Origin of the sequence: Mesorhizobium sp. M1322 (assembly GCF_040318085.1) — a bacterium.
Taxonomy (GTDB): Bacteria; Pseudomonadota; Alphaproteobacteria; order Rhizobiales; family Rhizobiaceae; genus Mesorhizobium.
Genome location: NZ_JAMYLP010000006.1, coordinates 18,480 through 34,652, shown reverse-complemented (window position 1 = coordinate 34,652; position 16,173 = coordinate 18,480). Strand labels below are relative to the sequence as shown.

Below are 16,173 nucleotides of genomic sequence, written 5' to 3'. Positions count from 1 at the left end.
GTGCGATAATTGTTGCGCTCCTTTAGAATTCTGTAATCCGAATCACTGCGTGCAAGTTATTTCCTGGACAGCAACACCGGCATGAACATCCAAAAGGCGATCTCTAGCCTCCTCAATCCATCGAAGTTAGGCGCGCATGTCGCCTGCGCCGTCGCGCACGACGCGCCATGCGAGGGCGACGGGCCACGGACTGCACTACTTCATGTGCGTTTCAACGAAGACGAACCGCAGATCGATGCCCTTGCGGAGTTTCTGTGGGGCCAGTGCATGTACTATGCCCTGCCGCGAAAGCGGCGGCTCGAGTACACGGCGGCGATCGAGAAGGATTTCACATTGATCGCCCGGGTGCATCAGGCCGTGCGGGACGTCTTCATCACCTTCAACGCCACCAGCCCGTCGCGCGCTAGCGAACTGGGCGAGGTGCTCGCCTATTGCGTCGTTCAGCATCATCTTTCAGCGGCACAGGTCGCGGCAAAGATGGCGCTTAAAAACCTCCGCTAATATGCCGGTCCACGGCCTAGACGGGATCCACGCAACTTTTGAAGGCGACGCCCTGACAATCTTTTTCCTGGAATCGAAGCTCGCCGGGAGCGCCAACGCCGGCCTTAAGGACTATGCCAAATCCGCCGCGGGATTTCTCGCCAACCGGAAACAGTACCTTCGCGAATATGAATTAGTATCGGACCTTGGGCATTTGGACTCTCTGGAGGGCGCGGCCCGAGAAGCGGCGCTCGATTTCTTCGACATCGTCGGCAAACCCGATCTACCGAGACGCGAACGTTCTGTCGGAGTGATCTGCTATTCCGAACGCCGGTTCAATGCCAAATTGCCCGTCTCCGATGGTCCCGTGGACGCGCACGAGGAGCATTTCGCGGGCCTCTACCGAACAGATCACAAACGGCATCGCAGCGCGGCGAATAAGCATATCAAGGCGTCAGGAGCTGACACCGCGAAGACCCTTTTGTTCCTTGTGGCGGTTCCGGACGTCAATGTGCTTCGCAAAGCCTTTTACCGGGCGATGGGAGTGGAGCCTCCTCACGAAGATATTCCAGCCGCGTCTGAAGATGAGGAGGAGAACGCACCCGGGTCGGCGGAGGATCTCGACGTCGTCGCGCCGGTCGAGAGCACCGACGCATGACCTTCGCCCTGGACCTTTCCCGTCGGCTTGAGACCCACCAGGCCTTCCGATCCGACTTCGACCGTCTTCAGGCGGAAGCCGCCTTTGCCACACTTCCCCACACGATAGAGTCGCGCCGTGGCGGGATGGATCGGCAGGATGTACTACGCCTGATGTACTGCGCCGGGGTGTTCGCCCAGACCGACGACGAGACCCTGCGGGCGCTTGCCCAGGCGATCTCGTTGGGCGCCCTTCTTATCGGTCGCGACGACATTCCAGTGGACGCCAGCCTTCGCCTTTTGACCGATCTAGGCAATTTCCCCGCCCTAACGTACGCGGAAGCCCGGCATGAGCCAGTCGCCACAATTCGGCAGGCCCTACGGGCGGCGATCTCACGCGAGGTAAATGGCATCGACGTCGGCAGCGAGCGAATTGCCCTTACCGATTTCCAGAAACGTGCTGGGGATCGGCTTGGCCAGGATACGGCGCTGGCTATTTCCGCGCCGACATCGGCCGGTAAGTCCTTTCTAGTCATCGAGCACCTTTGCAGGACCGCAGAACGGTCCGCCATCTTCCGGGCGGTCTATGTCGCGCCCACACGTGCGCTTCTCTCGGAAGTCTATGCCTCGATCCAGCGCCGGCTAAACGATGAAGTCGGCATTCGCGTTTCGACGGTGCCAACGATCGACCCTGCGGCCCCCGAGCGTCAAATATTCGTTCTGACCCAGGAAAGATTGCAAGTTCTGCTGGCGGTCTCAACTATAGATTTCGACTTGGTGATCGTCGATGAGGCGCAGAATTTTTCGGACGGCGCCCGGGGAATGATCCTGCAGGAATGCCTCGAACAGGCAATTGCCCGACGGGCTGACACTCGTCTGGTCCTGTTGGCGCCGGGTGCGGAAGGTTTCGAAACCGTCGCCGATTCCATCGGCCTGAAGGGACTGAAAGCATCTGTTTCGCTTCTGCCGTCCGTCATACAGAACCGCATCCTCGTGAGCCGGGCGGCCGAGCCGAGGACCCTCAGTCTGCGACTCCTAACCGCTCTTGGCTCGACATCGTTAGGCGTGGTTCAGAGCCATCGAGGGTTTGACCACCCCGCCAGCCGTCTCGCAGCGGTCGCGCTGGAGCTCGGACGCACAGGCGGTTCTCTGGTGTATGCGACGGGACCCAAGGACGCCGAAACAGTCGCACTACAGCTACACCAAGATTGCCGAGATAGCGGCGATAAGGTGCTCGAAGATTTGGCGCAGTTCATTGAAAAGCACATCCATCCCCGATATGCTCTCGCCGCCTTGGTCCGGCGTGGCGTAGCCTTTCACTACGGTAAGATGCCCACGCTGCTGCGGGAGTCTATTGAGAGTGCCTTCAAGTCCGGCGCGCTGAAATTCCTTGCTTGTACCACGACCCTTTTTCAAGGCGTAAACCTTCCCGCCCGCAACGTTTTCATCGACACGCCTACGCGGGGGACTAACTCGCGGCTGGATCCGGCAGCTCTATGGAATTTTGCGGGACGCGCAGGTCGGATGAAGGCCGACATCGTTGGAAATGTTTTTCTCGTTGACTACGACGAGTGGCCGGATAAGCCGATGAACAGCTTCGTCGGCTACCGGATCGAACCTGCATTCGGAAAGGCCGCCGCCGACCATGGATCCGCCATACTACAAGCTCTGGCCGGCGAACTGCCAAGGATGGTACCTGGCGATGAGGTGGCGGGGAAGGTTCGCGCCGCTGCGGGCCTGCTCATAGCAAGAGCCGCCAGAGGCGACGTGGCTCTTTTTGCGTCACGATCCCTGTCCTCGTTCGCGGCAAAAGATCGCGACGCCCTAGTCGTCGCGGCCCAAGCTGCGAGCGATGGGATCGGCCTGCCCGCGACGCTGCTGTCCACAAACTGGACCGTAGATCCTTTCGGGTTGAAACGCCTGTTCAATGAATTGGTCAGCAAGATCGTAGCCGGCGAAATCGACGGATTGATCCCGGTCAACCCGCACGACTATCTACCGGCGCGTAAAGCGTATGAGTCGATTTTCATGCGTGCACAGAGGCTGGTGAATCTGTCCGCCAGCAGGTTCCCCGCATTGGTCGCCGGCGTCGCGGTCAAATGGATGCAGGGCACGCCCTACCCCGTTCTTCTTGCCGACGCTATCCGGCGCGAAGAGCGAACCCTTGCGAAAAAGATCAAGGCCTATGAGGATGAAATTGCATCGAATGCGAAGTCACGCAAACGTCGGCCGAAACCGATCGACATCAATGATGTGATCCGTAAGGAGTTCGACCTCATTGAGGACGTCATCCGCTTCCGGTATGTGCAACTCGGAAAAGCCTACATTGATGTCCTGGCCTTGGCATTGCGGCACTGCGGATTCGAAGCGCGGATCAGAGAAATCTTTGACTTCTCACTGGCGCTTGAGCTCGGTGTATGTACGAGGTCTGGTTGGTCTTTCATGGAACTTGGACTTTCGCGGATCGCTGCCGCTGCGCTTGAGCCTCATTTCCCAAACTCCGATTTGAGCGTCCAGCACGCGCGGGACTGGTTGCGCAAACTAGACGTGACTCAACTCCAAATCAGTTCGGTGATCGTCGACGAGATGCTCAGCTTGGGGCTGATAGAATTGGAGAATTTCGCTTAGGCAGCCTTATTTGGCCAAAGGCCTTGTCAGCCCCTCATCCAACTTGCCTGGCGGTCTCATTGCAGAGGCCAGAAACGGGCGTATCGGAATTCGACGCTTACCGCCACCGGGGCCTGTCTGGGCCACCCGTCAAGAAGTGCCGGGGCGGCTCCTGTGCCTATGAGGGAAGGTGTGGCTTAAGGCTTAAGGTTGGCAGTCACCCGGGGAATGATGCGATTCATACGGGCCAGTATGGCAAGCGCGTCAAGCATGGCGGTATGCTCGGATACGTATTTGATGGCAACTTCGCTTCGGCATTCGCTGCGATCACGGCTGCAATCGGAACGCGTCTCGCGGACCTAGACATGGATGCGCCGGGCGAGATGAAGCAATCTTCCAATCGGCCGTATGACAGCAATTGCCGAGAGACCTATCACAGGAGAGGTGAACTGCGCCCGTTGATCTTACACCACCAAGTCGTTCCAGTCGGACGGTAGAGAAGCGCCACGCTCCGACCTCGCCGTTGCGGCCGTCAGAAGCCGAAGTGTTCGCTCGATCTCCGATCGCCGGGTGGCACGTGAGCTAACTGATCTGGTCAGCCGTCGCGGGAAGCCGGACATGATCGAAAAGGGAACTGTTTGGATCAAGCTGGCAATACCTCTGCAAATTCCCCACCGCAGAACCCGACATGGGCTGCAAGTGCTCGGAGCAGAACGGGCCGCCAGTGATTGAGGTGAAACTCTCGGCTCTCCACATCTGCCTGTGCAAGAAGATAGCTGCGGACACCCTCAGCGCCAGCACTATCAAACAGGATTCTAACTGCGGTCGCCTGACTGGTCAGATAGATATTGATCTCCCGCGCATAGCGTTCGTTGAGTTTCAGGCGCTGCAAGACAAATGAGAGGCGCGAGCTAACTAGCGCTTCGATTGGAGCGGCTGGATCAATGTCAAACGTAGCAACCAGGCCGCCCCCTTCAATTGTGACGCCGGCTCGCAAGAATGACGTATCCGGAACCGCTTCGAAATAGGGGTGAAAGAACTGCTGGGCAGGCTCTAGGGCAGCCGATTTGCTCTTCGACTGATTACACTCTTGGCAAAGGGGCACCAAATTGCGAGGATAAACAGCCAACGGATGGTAATCTGACCGCGGAAGATGGTGATCCAGTTGGCGCGGCGGTGCAATTCCACATATCGGGCACAGCTCAATTCCTGCCATTAGCGACGCTCGAACCGACGCTAACTTGCCACCCGCTTGGGTGAAGTCATACCCGCTATAGATCGCGTCGCGAAACTGCTGAAGAAGCGCGCCGCCCTTTAGGATTTCCGCGGGGCCCCCCAAACCCGCGTCATAAGCGTCGTAGATGGCAATCACGCTGTCGATCTCAGCTTGGGTCGCAGCATAGCCTTTCGCAATACCGGCGTGAACGTAGGTCTCGATAGCGCGCACGAGGTAGGCTTGCGCCTCCTCGCGAGAAGGACATGGCAGGGTTCTCACTGGCGAGCCTTCCGGGCGAGGCCCGCAAGCACGTATGCGAGCGCCTGCCCGCTAAGGCCCGGCCGAAAATGCTGGTTCACGTCCTCGATTGTATTGTGTGCCTGAATGAGTAGATCAAGAATCCCATGAAAGTCTGTCGCGGCAGAAGTCAGACCGAAGGTATCGTGGGTTAAGGTTCCCACGTTCTCGCCGAATGTCTCTCGTGGCGGGATAAAGACCTCAAATTCCGATCCGATCCGCCTTATGACCCTCACGTGCAGTGCCAACGTCTCCTGGAGGATCACCGGTGAATGCGTTGCCACGATTGCGAACGCGTTCTTTTCTTCCAGTACCAATCTCAAGGCGTGCATGACCGCTGCAATGAGCGGGGGATGAAGGTGTGTCTCAGGCTCGTCGAAGAGCACGAGGGATTTTCTCGTCGTATGTGCCACCAGCGAGGCGATCGCATGCATCGTGATTTTGTGGCCTGTGCTCCATCCGAGAAAGCTTGAACGGGGATTGGCACCAAGCAGAGCCTGTCGATCCGTCCCGGCAACATCGGCAAACGAGGCGTCGGCGAGCACCAGCGCAAGAGCAGCATCGAACAGCGCATCATCTCCATGCTCCGCGATCTGCCCGATTAGGCGAACAAACTCGTCAGCGAGCTGCTCGAGCGACTTCAGTTTCGTACTCGATCGTCGATCCTCGATGTCCAGGACAGTTCTTTCATCCACGTCCGTCGGCTTGGCCCGTGCGGATGACAATTGCTCTCGCACTTCGGCAACGACGTCGCGAAGGCCGGCGTAGACGTAGCGACCGCCTCCCCTCTCCATGTCCGATGCGATCTGCTCGAGCTCAGTCTCATACAACCCGGGCACGGAGAAGTTCTCGAACGCGCTGTACGAAACCGCGATAATGCGCATGAAGCCAATTGACGGTGGATCGAACACGCCGACGGCGGTCAACTGAGGCCACGTTCTGTCCGATGGCGACGCAAACGCGACCCGTGCGATGCGCGATAGGAAGGTGCTCTTGCCCGATCCGTTGCGTCCAATCAGCACCATCACTCGCCGTGGGAGCAAGACCTTGCGCTTGCTGGGGCCAAGTTCGCGTGTCGGGCCGAAATAAAACAGTGGGCTCGGCGCATCGAAATAGAGCTGGATCGGCGCCGCCCATCCGGCCGGATGGAATGTGAACGACAGATGGAGGTCTGGAACCTCGCTGGCATTGCGAGAGTGAATCTGTCTAGCATCGGAAAGGAAGCCCTCGGGTTCCGGATTGTCGCGGAACAGAGATATTCGCCAGCCTTCCTCCTGGCTGAATAGCGGCTCTAGTTGCGAGTTGGCAACGACGTCGTTCAACGAGCCCAGAATCTCATCTCGGTCCTCCCCAGCAATCTCATTGAGCCGCTGGTAATAGTCGAGTGAGCTGCCAACAGAGCCGAAGTCAGGCGGAAGCCGGTCGAATGGTTCGGTGATCAGGATGCCGTCTTGCGTGGTTTGGCCTCGCCGTAGAATCTTGACCGGCCCGATCAAAGTAGGAGGGCTTCCCTCGACCTGATAGTAGAGGTGATACAGCGTCATGAAGGAAAAATCGTTCCATCTGTCCTGCTGCAGCGCGAACTTTGTTGCAAAACTCTGCACGCCCTGGCGGCTCGGGGGCAAGACGCTAATGGCCATGGGCAGCCTCACTTGCGGGCGGTCCGCCGTGCTGGCTTAGCTGGCTCCCCCTATCCAGGAAGCCATCAAGGAGTTGTTCGCGGTTCACCATCGGATCCGACGATACGGCGCCAATAAGCCCGCACACCACCTTGCGAGCGAGTTCTCTGGCACTTCGTCTATCGTTCCCGGATATGTCCGCCATCGGCCTCCCGTGTAGGAAATCGCTCCTAAGCCCGAAAAGCTTGGAATAGGCGTTCCCAAACGAACCATCGTTGAGCAGTCCGGAAATGCGAAGCGTGGCCCGGCGCGTCGCGCCGGGATTCTTTCCTTCGATCTTTTTTCGGGCGCGTGGGTCATGGTCCAAAGGCAAGCCGAGCGCCGCCTCGATCGTTGAAATATGGGCAAGAAACTCGTCGATGGCTTCTGATTGAAATCCACGGACAAAGAAGTGCGCAACAGGACGGTCGAACAACGTCGTCCGGCGCGCCGCTACAATGTCACTCCACGCGTCGTCGGTCAGCCAGGTAATTGCGCTGTCGCTGTCATCATTTAGCGGATAGGCGACCGGCGCTTCATATTCATGCTCGTCGCCATTGACATCGAACTGCCATGCAGGCTCCCAGCTCAGGCTGTCTGGAGAAGGTGGCGGAACCCGACGAGCAAACACGTCAGAGTCGACGGTGTAGACCCAAGGAACTCTAAAACCACGCCATTCCATGTCCTTGTATTCAGCGATCTGCTCCCAGGGGATTGTGAGGAGTCCAAAAAGCGCAGCTTCGACAGATGAAGGGAGGCTAGTTTTGTGCGGTTCGATTCGTCCAAAATCCTGGCTAAGATTCACGAACAGGCCGGGCAGTGTTCTCCCGTCGGGACCCATGTCGTCGTGGGAAACCTTCTCGTCGACGACGAGCCAATTGAACTCGGAGAAGCGTTTGCTATCGAACGACCAGTTCTGGTTCGCCCGATGAAGACGCAAAACGTCGAAAAGCTCCTCAAGCTCCGTCGCCGAAAAGCACCGCACCTGATTTGGACCGAAGGAGATCGTCGGAAGGCGCGATGCCAGATCGAGCGGGCACAGGTGCAGTCGCCTCGATGCCGTGCTCCGGATGGCTTTGTCGAGGCCATCCGATATTTCGGCCGCACCCGCTGCCAACCCAGAACCCTGGCCACCGACGAGACAGGCCAAGCCGAGCTGCCGCAATGCTGAGGCAAGCGAAAATCGCAGCATGGAGCCAGATCTAATCTGGGGGTATCGAGTTTGACATAACTCCGCAAAACGCAGAAACGCCGGCGTGTTCTGCAGGTGATTAACGTCAGTCGCCGGCGCCCGACCCAGTTGTTCCAGTTCGTGAAGAATATCGACAGCAGGGCCGACCGTGACGTTCATGATGTCTGCGGTCCCGGCGGAGCTCGATAGAGAATGATCCGTCCGGTCGGCAGAATCTGGGTGAGGAAATCAAAATCGCGGATGTTGCCGGTCAGCACGCCCGCCCCCAACTGACGCGCCTGAAGGAATACGAGGGCGTCATTTACGAAGCGGCGCTCGTGCCCCTCCCCCTTGGGCAGATTGCTCAGCCGGAAGAGCAAGCCAGCCAACACACCGGCCTGTCCCCACATCGCTGCATCCGGGGCATGAAGACGGTGGTCCGGAATGTCCTCCACCGTGGCTTTGATTGTCTCGAGGACAGCTTTTGTGGAGGCATGCTTTGGGTCGAGCCGGCCAAAGGCGTGGGTCAGCTCAGAAAGGCAGACCGCGGAATGGTGGCATCGGCGATAGGTAAGCAGCGTATCGACTTCAACCGGTGCTCGTCCTTGCAGGACATCCAGATAGACGCTCGTATCCAGAAACACCGGTCCCCCGATCGCGGGTTCGTTTGCGACCCATGGGAGATCATCGTCGGCCCTACGCTCCAGCGTTCCGGTGTACTTTTGCGGCTTGAGTGATCGGAGGGTCTCGGAAAGATCAAACCCCAAGATCTATGTCCGCCGGGATACTGCCCTTGCGTCCGACCAAGCGGGCGCCAAAGTCATCTTCGAGAGCCAGGCGCGACAGCGCCAGTTCCAACAGCTCCGTGTCCGAGGTGACATGAGCGCGCTTCTTGGCCGCCTCGATCAACTCCAAAGGCACTCGCCCCGAAAGGCGGGTATTCTTCGCCGCGCCGAGCAGTCCGGCGGCTTTCGCTTGCTCGAGTACGAGCTTGTTGCGGGTCGATGCGACCTTTGCTTCGCTTTCTGAAGCGGTCCGTGTTTGCGCGGCCATGAGAACCTCCTGTGTTGAACAGAATATAGATTGCGTTGAACGCATAGGCAAGGCTTAGTAGCCGCTGGCCGTCGGGACGTAGGCACCTGAAGCACACTTACCATAGTGATCGATTGGGGGATCGATGGATTCTATGCAAGCCGAAATTGCACGCTTCCTTGCGGAAAAAGCGGTGCGGCAAACGCGTGCGACATATCAGCAGGTGGGAGACGCCGTCGGTTGGAACCATCCGACAGGTCGCGGTCTGGGCAAGAATCTGGAGGTCGTCCTGCACGCTTTGCATGATCGCGGACTGCCGCCGCTCACGACGATTCTAGTCAAGCGCGGCGAGAGGCATCCGGCGCCCGACGCCATGGCGTATATCCGCGGAGCCTTGGGCGATATCGACATCGATGCCGCACAACGTGAGGTGTTCGCCTTCGACTGGCGATCGATTCCAGACTTGGCTCCTGACGTCGACAGACTTCCGAGCGGCCGTGATATTTGGCTTGACCTCTTTTTGGGGGTTTGACCCCGCGAGTTGGGGCTGCATCGGCTTTGCCGACGAGGCCAAGCGCAACCGCTATTTGAGATTATCCAGTCCCAAGCATTGGTGGCGATCTACGTCACCAAGGGCAAGGGGCCCGAGGAGATGCGGGGCAAGGTCGTGGGCCTCCTCGAGGTTTCCCACAACGCCGGCCATGCCAGTCAGTTCATCGCCGGCGACCGCTGGGCCGAGAAGGAAATGGACCCTGCCTCGAGAGGCAAATGGCTGTTCGCCGTGCAGGCAACCCGCGCATGGCGGATCGTCCAGGAGGATTGGAAACCTGTCGAGCAGTTGTTTCCAGCCGCGTATGCGAGCGCGCACGCCGAATACATCGGATCTAGTGGTGTCCAGGTTGACGCAGTTGAAGCCGAGCATCTCATGCAACTCGATGTCTATGAGGTGCCCGTGTATGGCCAGGGGAGCCGCGTCAACGGCACAATCCAGACGCTCGAGTCCGCTTTGTCGCCAAGTCGCGCGATCCCACCCGCGACCGAACCGTACTGGGTTGGCGAAACCGATGGCCCCAAGCATCTCTATATATTGGAGCTCAGCGGCGATACATCGGCCTATCTCGGGCGTTCACCCGCCGACGTTGATGGCCGCGCCATCATTAAGGTCGGTTTCTCCCGCAGCCCTGCGGCCCGTCGCGACCAGATCCAAAGCGCCTACCCACAGGGGCAATTCAAGTGGGTGATAAAGTACCCTCATCCCGTCCCAGATGCCGCACCGTATTCTAACGCCAAGACGGCGATCGTAGGCGAGGATGCAATGAAGCGGCGCCTTGTGACCGAGGGGGCTGAGGTGCTGGGTGGAGAGTTCTTTCTTGCCGAAGACTGGCTCGTCCACAGCACGTGGAGAGCTGGCAAATTTGCGGCAGAAAAGGCCATGGAGAGCTGACTAAGCTTCAAGTGTTGGCTTTGCGCCCCCAGAAATTAGCGCTGAAATTGTTCAGGTGGTCACCGTCACCGAGCCTGACCTCAAACTCACCGGGGATACCCGCCCCGTCATGACCCGCCCGAAAATAGTCGCGCACCGACCAATGAGCCAGCTGCTCGAGGTGCTCCCATTCGCGTAGCAGGTCGGTCTCGCGGTCCTCCGCAAGCTTCCTGGCGCTGCGCTTAGGCTTGGGCTGAGCGATCGCACGATAGTCGAAACGGGGCTGGACCTTGTGTTTGAAGATGATGGAACCGGCAGTCCACTCATCCTCGATCGTTCGGCGCCACCTGTAGCTGACACGAACCTGCATGTCCTGGGTCAGACGAAACGGAGCAATCGTCGGATCGTCGATGAAGAACAACTGGCTTTCGCGTTCCTCGACCTCCAAGCGCTGCTTCATCTGACCGAATGCAAAAGTCAGATCACTGCCGGCTTTACGAGCAGAATGTAGCATTTCTTCCCGCTTCTTCGCAGATTTCGCGATCCTGTATGCCGCAAGCGCTTGATCGAAGTATCGGAGCTTGGTGGCCACGTATTCTCCGCAGTTGTAGAGCGGTAGATTGCTGAGTTTTCCGAGTTGCTCTGACCTGATGGCCTGGTCAACCAGGTCGTGAAGCGCCCCGCTGTCGATGGCTCCAATAGCCTGTTTCTCGCGGTCACTGAGATTCATCAAGCCCATCTTGTCTCCCCTCAAACACAAAATCCCGCAGCGTTCATCGGACTCGAGCTATCTGGCAGCACGGTGGAGAGACGACGATCAAACCGTTGCCGCGTCAGCTAGTGAGATCGCGTTTGCAGCGTGTTCGTCCTCGGCCCGAAGACGCTGATGGGATGTTTCCTGCGTTTCCACAAAGAAGCTCTTTCCAGAAATGCCGGCGCGATCGAAGAATGCCTGATTCCGCTCTCTGGCGTCACTGAGGAGTGTGTCCCACCCGATGAGCTCGATCGACCCTTTAAAACCCGAACGGGGCTGGTAGTAGCGCCCTCTCCCGTCGGCAGTGCGGTCCCACGAATAGGTCCAGTCGTCCATTTTGCCCACGATGTCGGCAACTATGAAGCAATAGAAAACCGTGTCCTCCTTCAGCTTTATGGGGCGCCCCTTGACGTCAAGCTTCCCCCCTTCAAGCAGCCGGCGCACATAGCGCTCGACCTGATGCTGGGGGTTCTCGTCCGCGGCATAGCTGGTTCGTCCCGGGCGCTTGAACTCAACGAGCAGCACGCGCGAGGGATCCTCGGTCTGGCGCAGGCCGTGTACGTGATCGAAAATCAGAACATCCGGCCGCTCGTCGCTGGCGACTGCATCAGAGAGATTCTGGAATTCCTCATCCGAGCTGAAATACTGGGCGAAGGTCAATCGCTCATCGATGATCCAGAGGTCGTGCGACGCCGCCGGCACTACCTTTCTGGCGCCATCGGCTAGGGTGTTGACCCGCAGAGGACAGATGAACGAGTGCAAAATGTCTTCGCGCTGATAGCTGCTGTCACGCGTATCGTCGCGGACCTTCTCCAGCAGGATCTCGATGAAATCGAGCACGACCTTTCGGCGAACGATGTACTCGGTGAGACTCTTCTGCTCCGCCTCTTCGATTGCCTTGCCGGCGGCCTCGATTGCGCTCGCAAACGAATTGACATCGACGGACGGCTCCTTCAATCGCTCCAGCACCGCGCGAATTTTCTCCGCTTGGCGCTGATCCCGGCGATAGCGCTCACGCGACAGATGTCCGAAGATCGCATCATCGTTTAGCTCCCCCGAAGGGAGCTTTTCTTGCAGTTCATCGACGTCGCCGAATGCAACAGATGGGTAGGGATTCGGTAATTGCCTTGACCCTGGTTCGCTGATCCTGGCGCAGTGCTTGCAGCGGTTCTGCCAGGACCTTCTCGATGTGTGGTGTGCAGACATCGCTCACGATGCGATCGAGGATCGCGTCCTCGAACTGGAACTTCGTGCGATCCTGATTGACGTTGTCGTCCAGGAATTTGCCGGTGAGCACAGCGTGAAAGACCCGGTCCTCGTTTACCCCAAAGTACTTTAGGCCGAGCTTGCCGTCGATCTTTTGGGAATGAACCGTTCGGTCGTGCGCTATGAAATGGACGAAGTGCGACCTCTGCAGATCCGCGCTCGCAACCTTATCGCACTCCATCAACGTGAGTGTGAGCGGCCCATAGTCAGCGGTTGGAATGTCCTCGATGGTCTCCCGACGATAGATGATCGAATTGATCTCATCCGGATAGTGGCGGGTTTCGTCACCGCAGTGCACCGTGATGCGAGGCGAGCGCGACCCGATGAAGGTCGGCAAGAAATGCGACGTGAAATGCTGAAAGACGTACGCTGGGCGACCCGGGAATTTGGCACGATAGCCATTGTCACGGAGCCCATCAAACTCGACCATTACCCCGGTGTCCGGTGCCGTGGCGTCGAGTTTGCTCTCTTCGTAGTCTTGAATCTGGTCGGATTGCGATAGGACAAAGCGAAACTTCCGGCGCTTCGGGTCGCCATCTTCTACCGAAGTGCTGGACACGCTGATCGCGTCAAAGCAATCCAGCCACAATAGACGCCCTACGCCCTTGCCTCCGCGCGCAATCTTATTGTCCGTATCGGTAGTGGTGAAAGCGTCATAGTTTCTGCCGTCGAGCCCCATGCCATTGTCTTCGACCACAATCTTTGCGGGCGCCTGTCGGCGCGCCATGGTGAGGGTGACAATGATTTTCCCTTTGGTTGCGACGTTTTCCTTGAACCGGTCCTGTGTGCTGTGAATCGAATTACTGACCGCTTCGAAAGTGGTTGCATGGCGTCTGCAGCGTTGGTCGGCTTGGGAAGCCGATCAATTCTTTTGACGAGATTTGTCTTCAACGATGGCATTTATTATCCCCCACTGAATGCAACTTTACGCGGCGAGTATTTCTCGGTCTATCGTCAAACGAGGGAGAGTCCAGATAATTGCCCATGCTCGATACCGCCCTCTCCCGGTCATCTCCCGCACCCCCAAATCGGCAATAAGATTGAGCGCGCCACGTTGGGTCACCTTCGCCATCGTCGACACCATAGTCGCGGATACGACTCGCCGCGACAACGCTCTCGTTCCATCTGTAGACGCGCTTGCTGAAGCCGGACAAGCTTCCGCAAGCCGCTATCTGCTGTCGCGGATATGGCATCGAGGAAAAATCGACGAGCCGGATCGACCGATCCCGCTGTGGCGACGCAGGAGACCTGGTTCGCATCGTGGTCGATGAACAAAACGCATCGATGTGGTCTTGGTGGATACTCACGACCGAACAGGTCTAGCCCACGCCCTTTTGGGAAGTATCGCATCGCAGGTCCACAGGGACCGACGGCACCCACACTCGCAACGGCGCCGAGTGATCCTGGCAGCGAGCGGCCATGATGAATTAATTGCTCGCTTCGCCGACTCCCGCCGACGTGCTGAGGGCCTATCTGCGCGTGGTCGCCGATCGAACCACGTCAAAGCCACACCACAACGTTGGAGTTGCACAAGCCTGACGGATTGACGGCGGCCCCTCCTGTCTTGGCGCGGGGACTATTTGTCCCCTACGGCGCTAGCGCCAGGATCGCGGTCATCGGCAAACCCTGGCATGATATCGCCAGCCAGCAGCTTTTCCTTGCTTAGCAGTCCTGCATCCTCAAGCGCCTCGAAATCCGGCAGGTCGCGCAGTGTGTCGAGCCCGAACTCCAGTAGGAATTGTTTGGTCGTGACATAGGTGTAAGGCGCGCCGGGCGTTGGGCTGCGCGGACCGGACGCAATCAGCTTCGCGCCGCGCAGATGACCGATGAGATCGCGGCTGATCTCCTTGCCGAAGAACGAAGACAACTCGGCGCGGGTGATCGGCTGGAAGTAGCCGATGCACATCAGCACGAGCACCTCTGACTGCGTGAGGTCTGCCGCGCGATGGCATCGGCATAGGCCGGCCGCGTCAGATGCTTCCAGCCGCCGGCGACGGCGACGAGGTCATAGGGCCGACCGCGCAGTTCTTCGCGGATGTCGCCGATGAGGAGATCAATGCTGCAGCTTTTGCCGACGATGCGGGCGAGCGTTTCGTGGTTGACCGGCTCGCTGGCCGCAAAAATGGTCGCCTCGACGCGGTGCATCCATTCGCGCCAGCGCGCCTCCGGCGGTAGGTGATCCAGTTCCTTATCAAACAGGCGGTCGCCTGATCGACCGTCATCTGACCGGCCCTTCCCTCGTCTGCGCGCCGCTTCCACCATGGTCTTCACAGTCCGTAGATGCGGAAGGTTGGGCGGCCGGACAGTTCACGCACGGCGCCGAGTTCGACCAGCCGGTCGAACAGTCGGCGCAGGCCGCGATCACTCATGCCGGCGATCTTTTCGGACGCGACGATCGCATCGTCGGACAGGAGCTTTCCGACAACGGCGTCTGCCGCCTTGGCCCTGAGTTTCGGGGCGACGGCAAGCAGCCGGTCCGCGCGGCGCCCGAGTTCGGCGTGAAGATCAATTGCGCGCAACGCAGCGCGCGCCTGGGCGGCAAGCAGTCCTTTCGCTCGATCGGCTTCATCCCCGGTGCTCGCCGCAATGGCAATTGTCGAGCGGCGGGAGCGGCCGGGTCCTGAGCCCAAAGCCACCTCCGCGCCCAGCAACGGCACCGCATGGGCCCAGCCCAACCGCTGCGCCAGCAGGACGTCGGCGAGCCAGCATCCGAAGGTGCGTCCGAAGCCATGTCGTTTGGCGGCCATGAATGCGCCAGTCAGCATGCCGACAATTCCGATGCTGGCAGAAAGCTGTCGAAGGTCATCCGCCAGATCGCGGACCGCGCGGTTTCGATTCGCGCACCCGGGCACAACGCTTGGATAAGTCCCATCAAATGCTCTCCGGTGCCCGTCATCTGTATAGCTGACATTGGGCCGAGGGCTTCCAGCACGAGCCACATGGCGCGGCTATCGACCGTGACCCATGGTGCGCCGCCCCTGCCGCCAGTTCCAGCGGCGGCACGTGACACCTCGCACCAGATGACTTCGCCCGGTTCGGGATGCTCGGTTACCATTTCACCTTGCTCGATCGTGTCGAATGGCTCCGCTCCCTTCGCAATTAAAAGTCTCGGGACCCCTGGTAGAGATCGAGATCTTCCCCGCCAATCGGAAGGCCATACAACACGCTGACGGCATTGTAGGCATCAACCAGTGGGGAAATCCGCGGAGAGAGCCATCTTTCCGCACCCGCTTGAGAAGCGCGGCGGCCGAGCACGGCGTTCGATTGGCCTTTGTGCCGAAAGCCTCGTAGGCAACGGCCCACGCCGCAAGATGCGCGTCCCTTTGGGCGTCATCGCGAAGCGCCGCCTGTTCCGCCGCCGCAATCGTGTCGTTCAACGCCTGTGCATCCGGCACGTCGATTCCAGCGTTCCGCACCACAATGCTGATCAGATGAAAATCCCGGTAGCGGGCCTTGATCTCGGGGCAATCAATGGCGTGAAAGACATGGGATGCTCTTTTCTCATCGGGAGGCTTTGCGCTGGGGGTCGTTCGGGAAATGTATGAAGAAAGGTGTTTGTCGAGGCGTTGGTGCGTGGAACATTTTTCAAGGGTTTGCCGATAGGCAGGCGAGATCGCCAACGACATGATCTTC

14 protein-coding genes and 2 pseudogenes are annotated in these 16,173 nt (G+C 58.9%); 5 read left to right on the top strand and 11 right to left on the bottom strand.

The features are described from left to right. Nucleotides 1-81 precede the first annotated feature (81 nt). From NKH12_RS03855 to NKH12_RS03845, 3 genes are read left to right on the top strand one after another with little or no spacing between them, the layout of a single operon-like run. Nucleotides 82-501, top strand: coding sequence for a Hachiman antiphage defense system protein HamA (locus NKH12_RS03855; RefSeq protein WP_352951959.1), 420 nt, complete (start codon nucleotides 82-84; stop codon nucleotides 499-501). A 1-nt stretch (nucleotide 502) separates the two neighbouring features. Continuing rightward, complete coding sequence (locus tag NKH12_RS03850) at nucleotides 503-1,138, top strand: Hachiman antiphage defense system protein HamA (protein WP_352951958.1); 636 nt, start codon at nucleotides 503-505, stop codon at nucleotides 1,136-1,138. Further along, a complete protein-coding gene (locus NKH12_RS03845; RefSeq protein WP_352951957.1) occupies nucleotides 1,135-3,744 on the top strand; it encodes a DEAD/DEAH box helicase in 2,610 nt (869 codons plus the stop codon). Before NKH12_RS03850 ends, NKH12_RS03845 begins: the two co-directional genes overlap by 4 nt. Nucleotides 3,745-4,366: 622 nt before the next feature. Here NKH12_RS03845 and NKH12_RS03840 read toward each other — a convergent pair. Genes NKH12_RS03840 through NKH12_RS03820 form a run of 5 tightly spaced genes read right to left on the bottom strand, consistent with a single transcriptional unit; the run spans nucleotide 4,367 to nucleotide 9,118 of the window. Then, nucleotides 4,367-5,170, bottom strand: a complete 804-nt coding sequence (locus NKH12_RS03840) for an HNH endonuclease (protein WP_352935546.1) — start codon at nucleotides 5,168-5,170, stop codon at nucleotides 4,367-4,369. Between the two features lie 44 nt (nucleotides 5,171-5,214). Then, nucleotides 5,215-6,876 carry an AAA family ATPase gene (locus NKH12_RS03835; protein ID WP_352508300.1) on the bottom strand — a complete coding sequence of 554 codons (1,662 nt, stop codon included), beginning with the start codon at nucleotides 6,874-6,876 and terminating at the stop codon, nucleotides 5,215-5,217. Next, nucleotides 6,866-8,245: a hypothetical protein gene (locus tag NKH12_RS03830; protein WP_352951956.1), complete on the bottom strand. Its 1,380-nt coding sequence runs from the start codon at nucleotides 8,243-8,245 to the stop codon at nucleotides 6,866-6,868. Before NKH12_RS03830 ends, NKH12_RS03835 begins: the two co-directional genes overlap by 11 nt. Beyond that, complete coding sequence (locus tag NKH12_RS03825; protein WP_352951955.1) at nucleotides 8,242-8,832, bottom strand: type II toxin-antitoxin system VapC family toxin; 591 nt, start codon at nucleotides 8,830-8,832, stop codon at nucleotides 8,242-8,244. The genes NKH12_RS03830 and NKH12_RS03825 overlap by 4 nt, the downstream gene beginning before the upstream one ends. Then, nucleotides 8,822-9,118 (bottom strand): hypothetical protein, encoded by a 297-nt coding sequence (locus NKH12_RS03820; RefSeq protein WP_352951954.1) that lies wholly within the window; start codon nucleotides 9,116-9,118, stop codon nucleotides 8,822-8,824. The genes NKH12_RS03825 and NKH12_RS03820 overlap by 11 nt, the downstream gene beginning before the upstream one ends. Nucleotides 9,119-9,251: 133 nt before the next feature. Between NKH12_RS03820 and NKH12_RS03815 the strand changes: the two genes are divergently transcribed. Beyond that, complete coding sequence (locus NKH12_RS03815; RefSeq protein ID WP_352951953.1) at nucleotides 9,252-9,629, top strand: hypothetical protein; 378 nt, start codon at nucleotides 9,252-9,254, stop codon at nucleotides 9,627-9,629. Between the two features lie 81 nt (nucleotides 9,630-9,710). After that, complete coding sequence (locus NKH12_RS03810; RefSeq protein ID WP_352951952.1) at nucleotides 9,711-10,541, top strand: hypothetical protein; 831 nt, start codon at nucleotides 9,711-9,713, stop codon at nucleotides 10,539-10,541. A 7-nt stretch (nucleotides 10,542-10,548) separates the two neighbouring features. Here NKH12_RS03810 and NKH12_RS03805 read toward each other — a convergent pair whose 3' ends face one another. The 6 genes and pseudogenes from NKH12_RS03805 to NKH12_RS30540 all read right to left on the bottom strand — a co-directional run bounded on the left by NKH12_RS03805 (nucleotide 10,549) and on the right by NKH12_RS30540 (nucleotide 16,166). Further along, nucleotides 10,549-11,259, bottom strand: a complete 711-nt coding sequence (locus tag NKH12_RS03805; RefSeq protein WP_352951951.1) for a hypothetical protein — start codon at nucleotides 11,257-11,259, stop codon at nucleotides 10,549-10,551. Between the two features lie 78 nt (nucleotides 11,260-11,337). Then, entirely contained in the window at nucleotides 11,338-12,480 is a 1,143-nt protein-coding gene (locus NKH12_RS03800) for a hypothetical protein (RefSeq protein ID WP_352884856.1), read from the bottom strand. Between the two features lie 985 nt (nucleotides 12,481-13,465). Then, nucleotides 13,466-13,612, bottom strand: coding sequence for a helix-turn-helix domain-containing protein (locus tag NKH12_RS03795; RefSeq protein WP_352884855.1), 147 nt, complete (start codon nucleotides 13,610-13,612; stop codon nucleotides 13,466-13,468). Nucleotides 13,613-14,116: 504 nt separating this feature from the next. Beyond that, a pseudogene (gene scpB, locus NKH12_RS03790) lies at nucleotides 14,117-14,802 on the bottom strand (SMC-Scp complex subunit ScpB). Nucleotides 14,803-14,807: 5 nt separating this feature from the next. Continuing rightward, nucleotides 14,808-15,365 (bottom strand): annotated as a pseudogene (locus tag NKH12_RS03785) (DUF1403 family protein); the annotation flags it as partial. 231 nt (nucleotides 15,366-15,596) lie between these two features. Then, a complete protein-coding gene (locus tag NKH12_RS30540; protein ID WP_502910753.1) occupies nucleotides 15,597-16,166 on the bottom strand; it encodes a hypothetical protein in 570 nt (189 codons plus the stop codon). Nucleotides 16,167-16,173 lie beyond the last annotated feature (7 nt).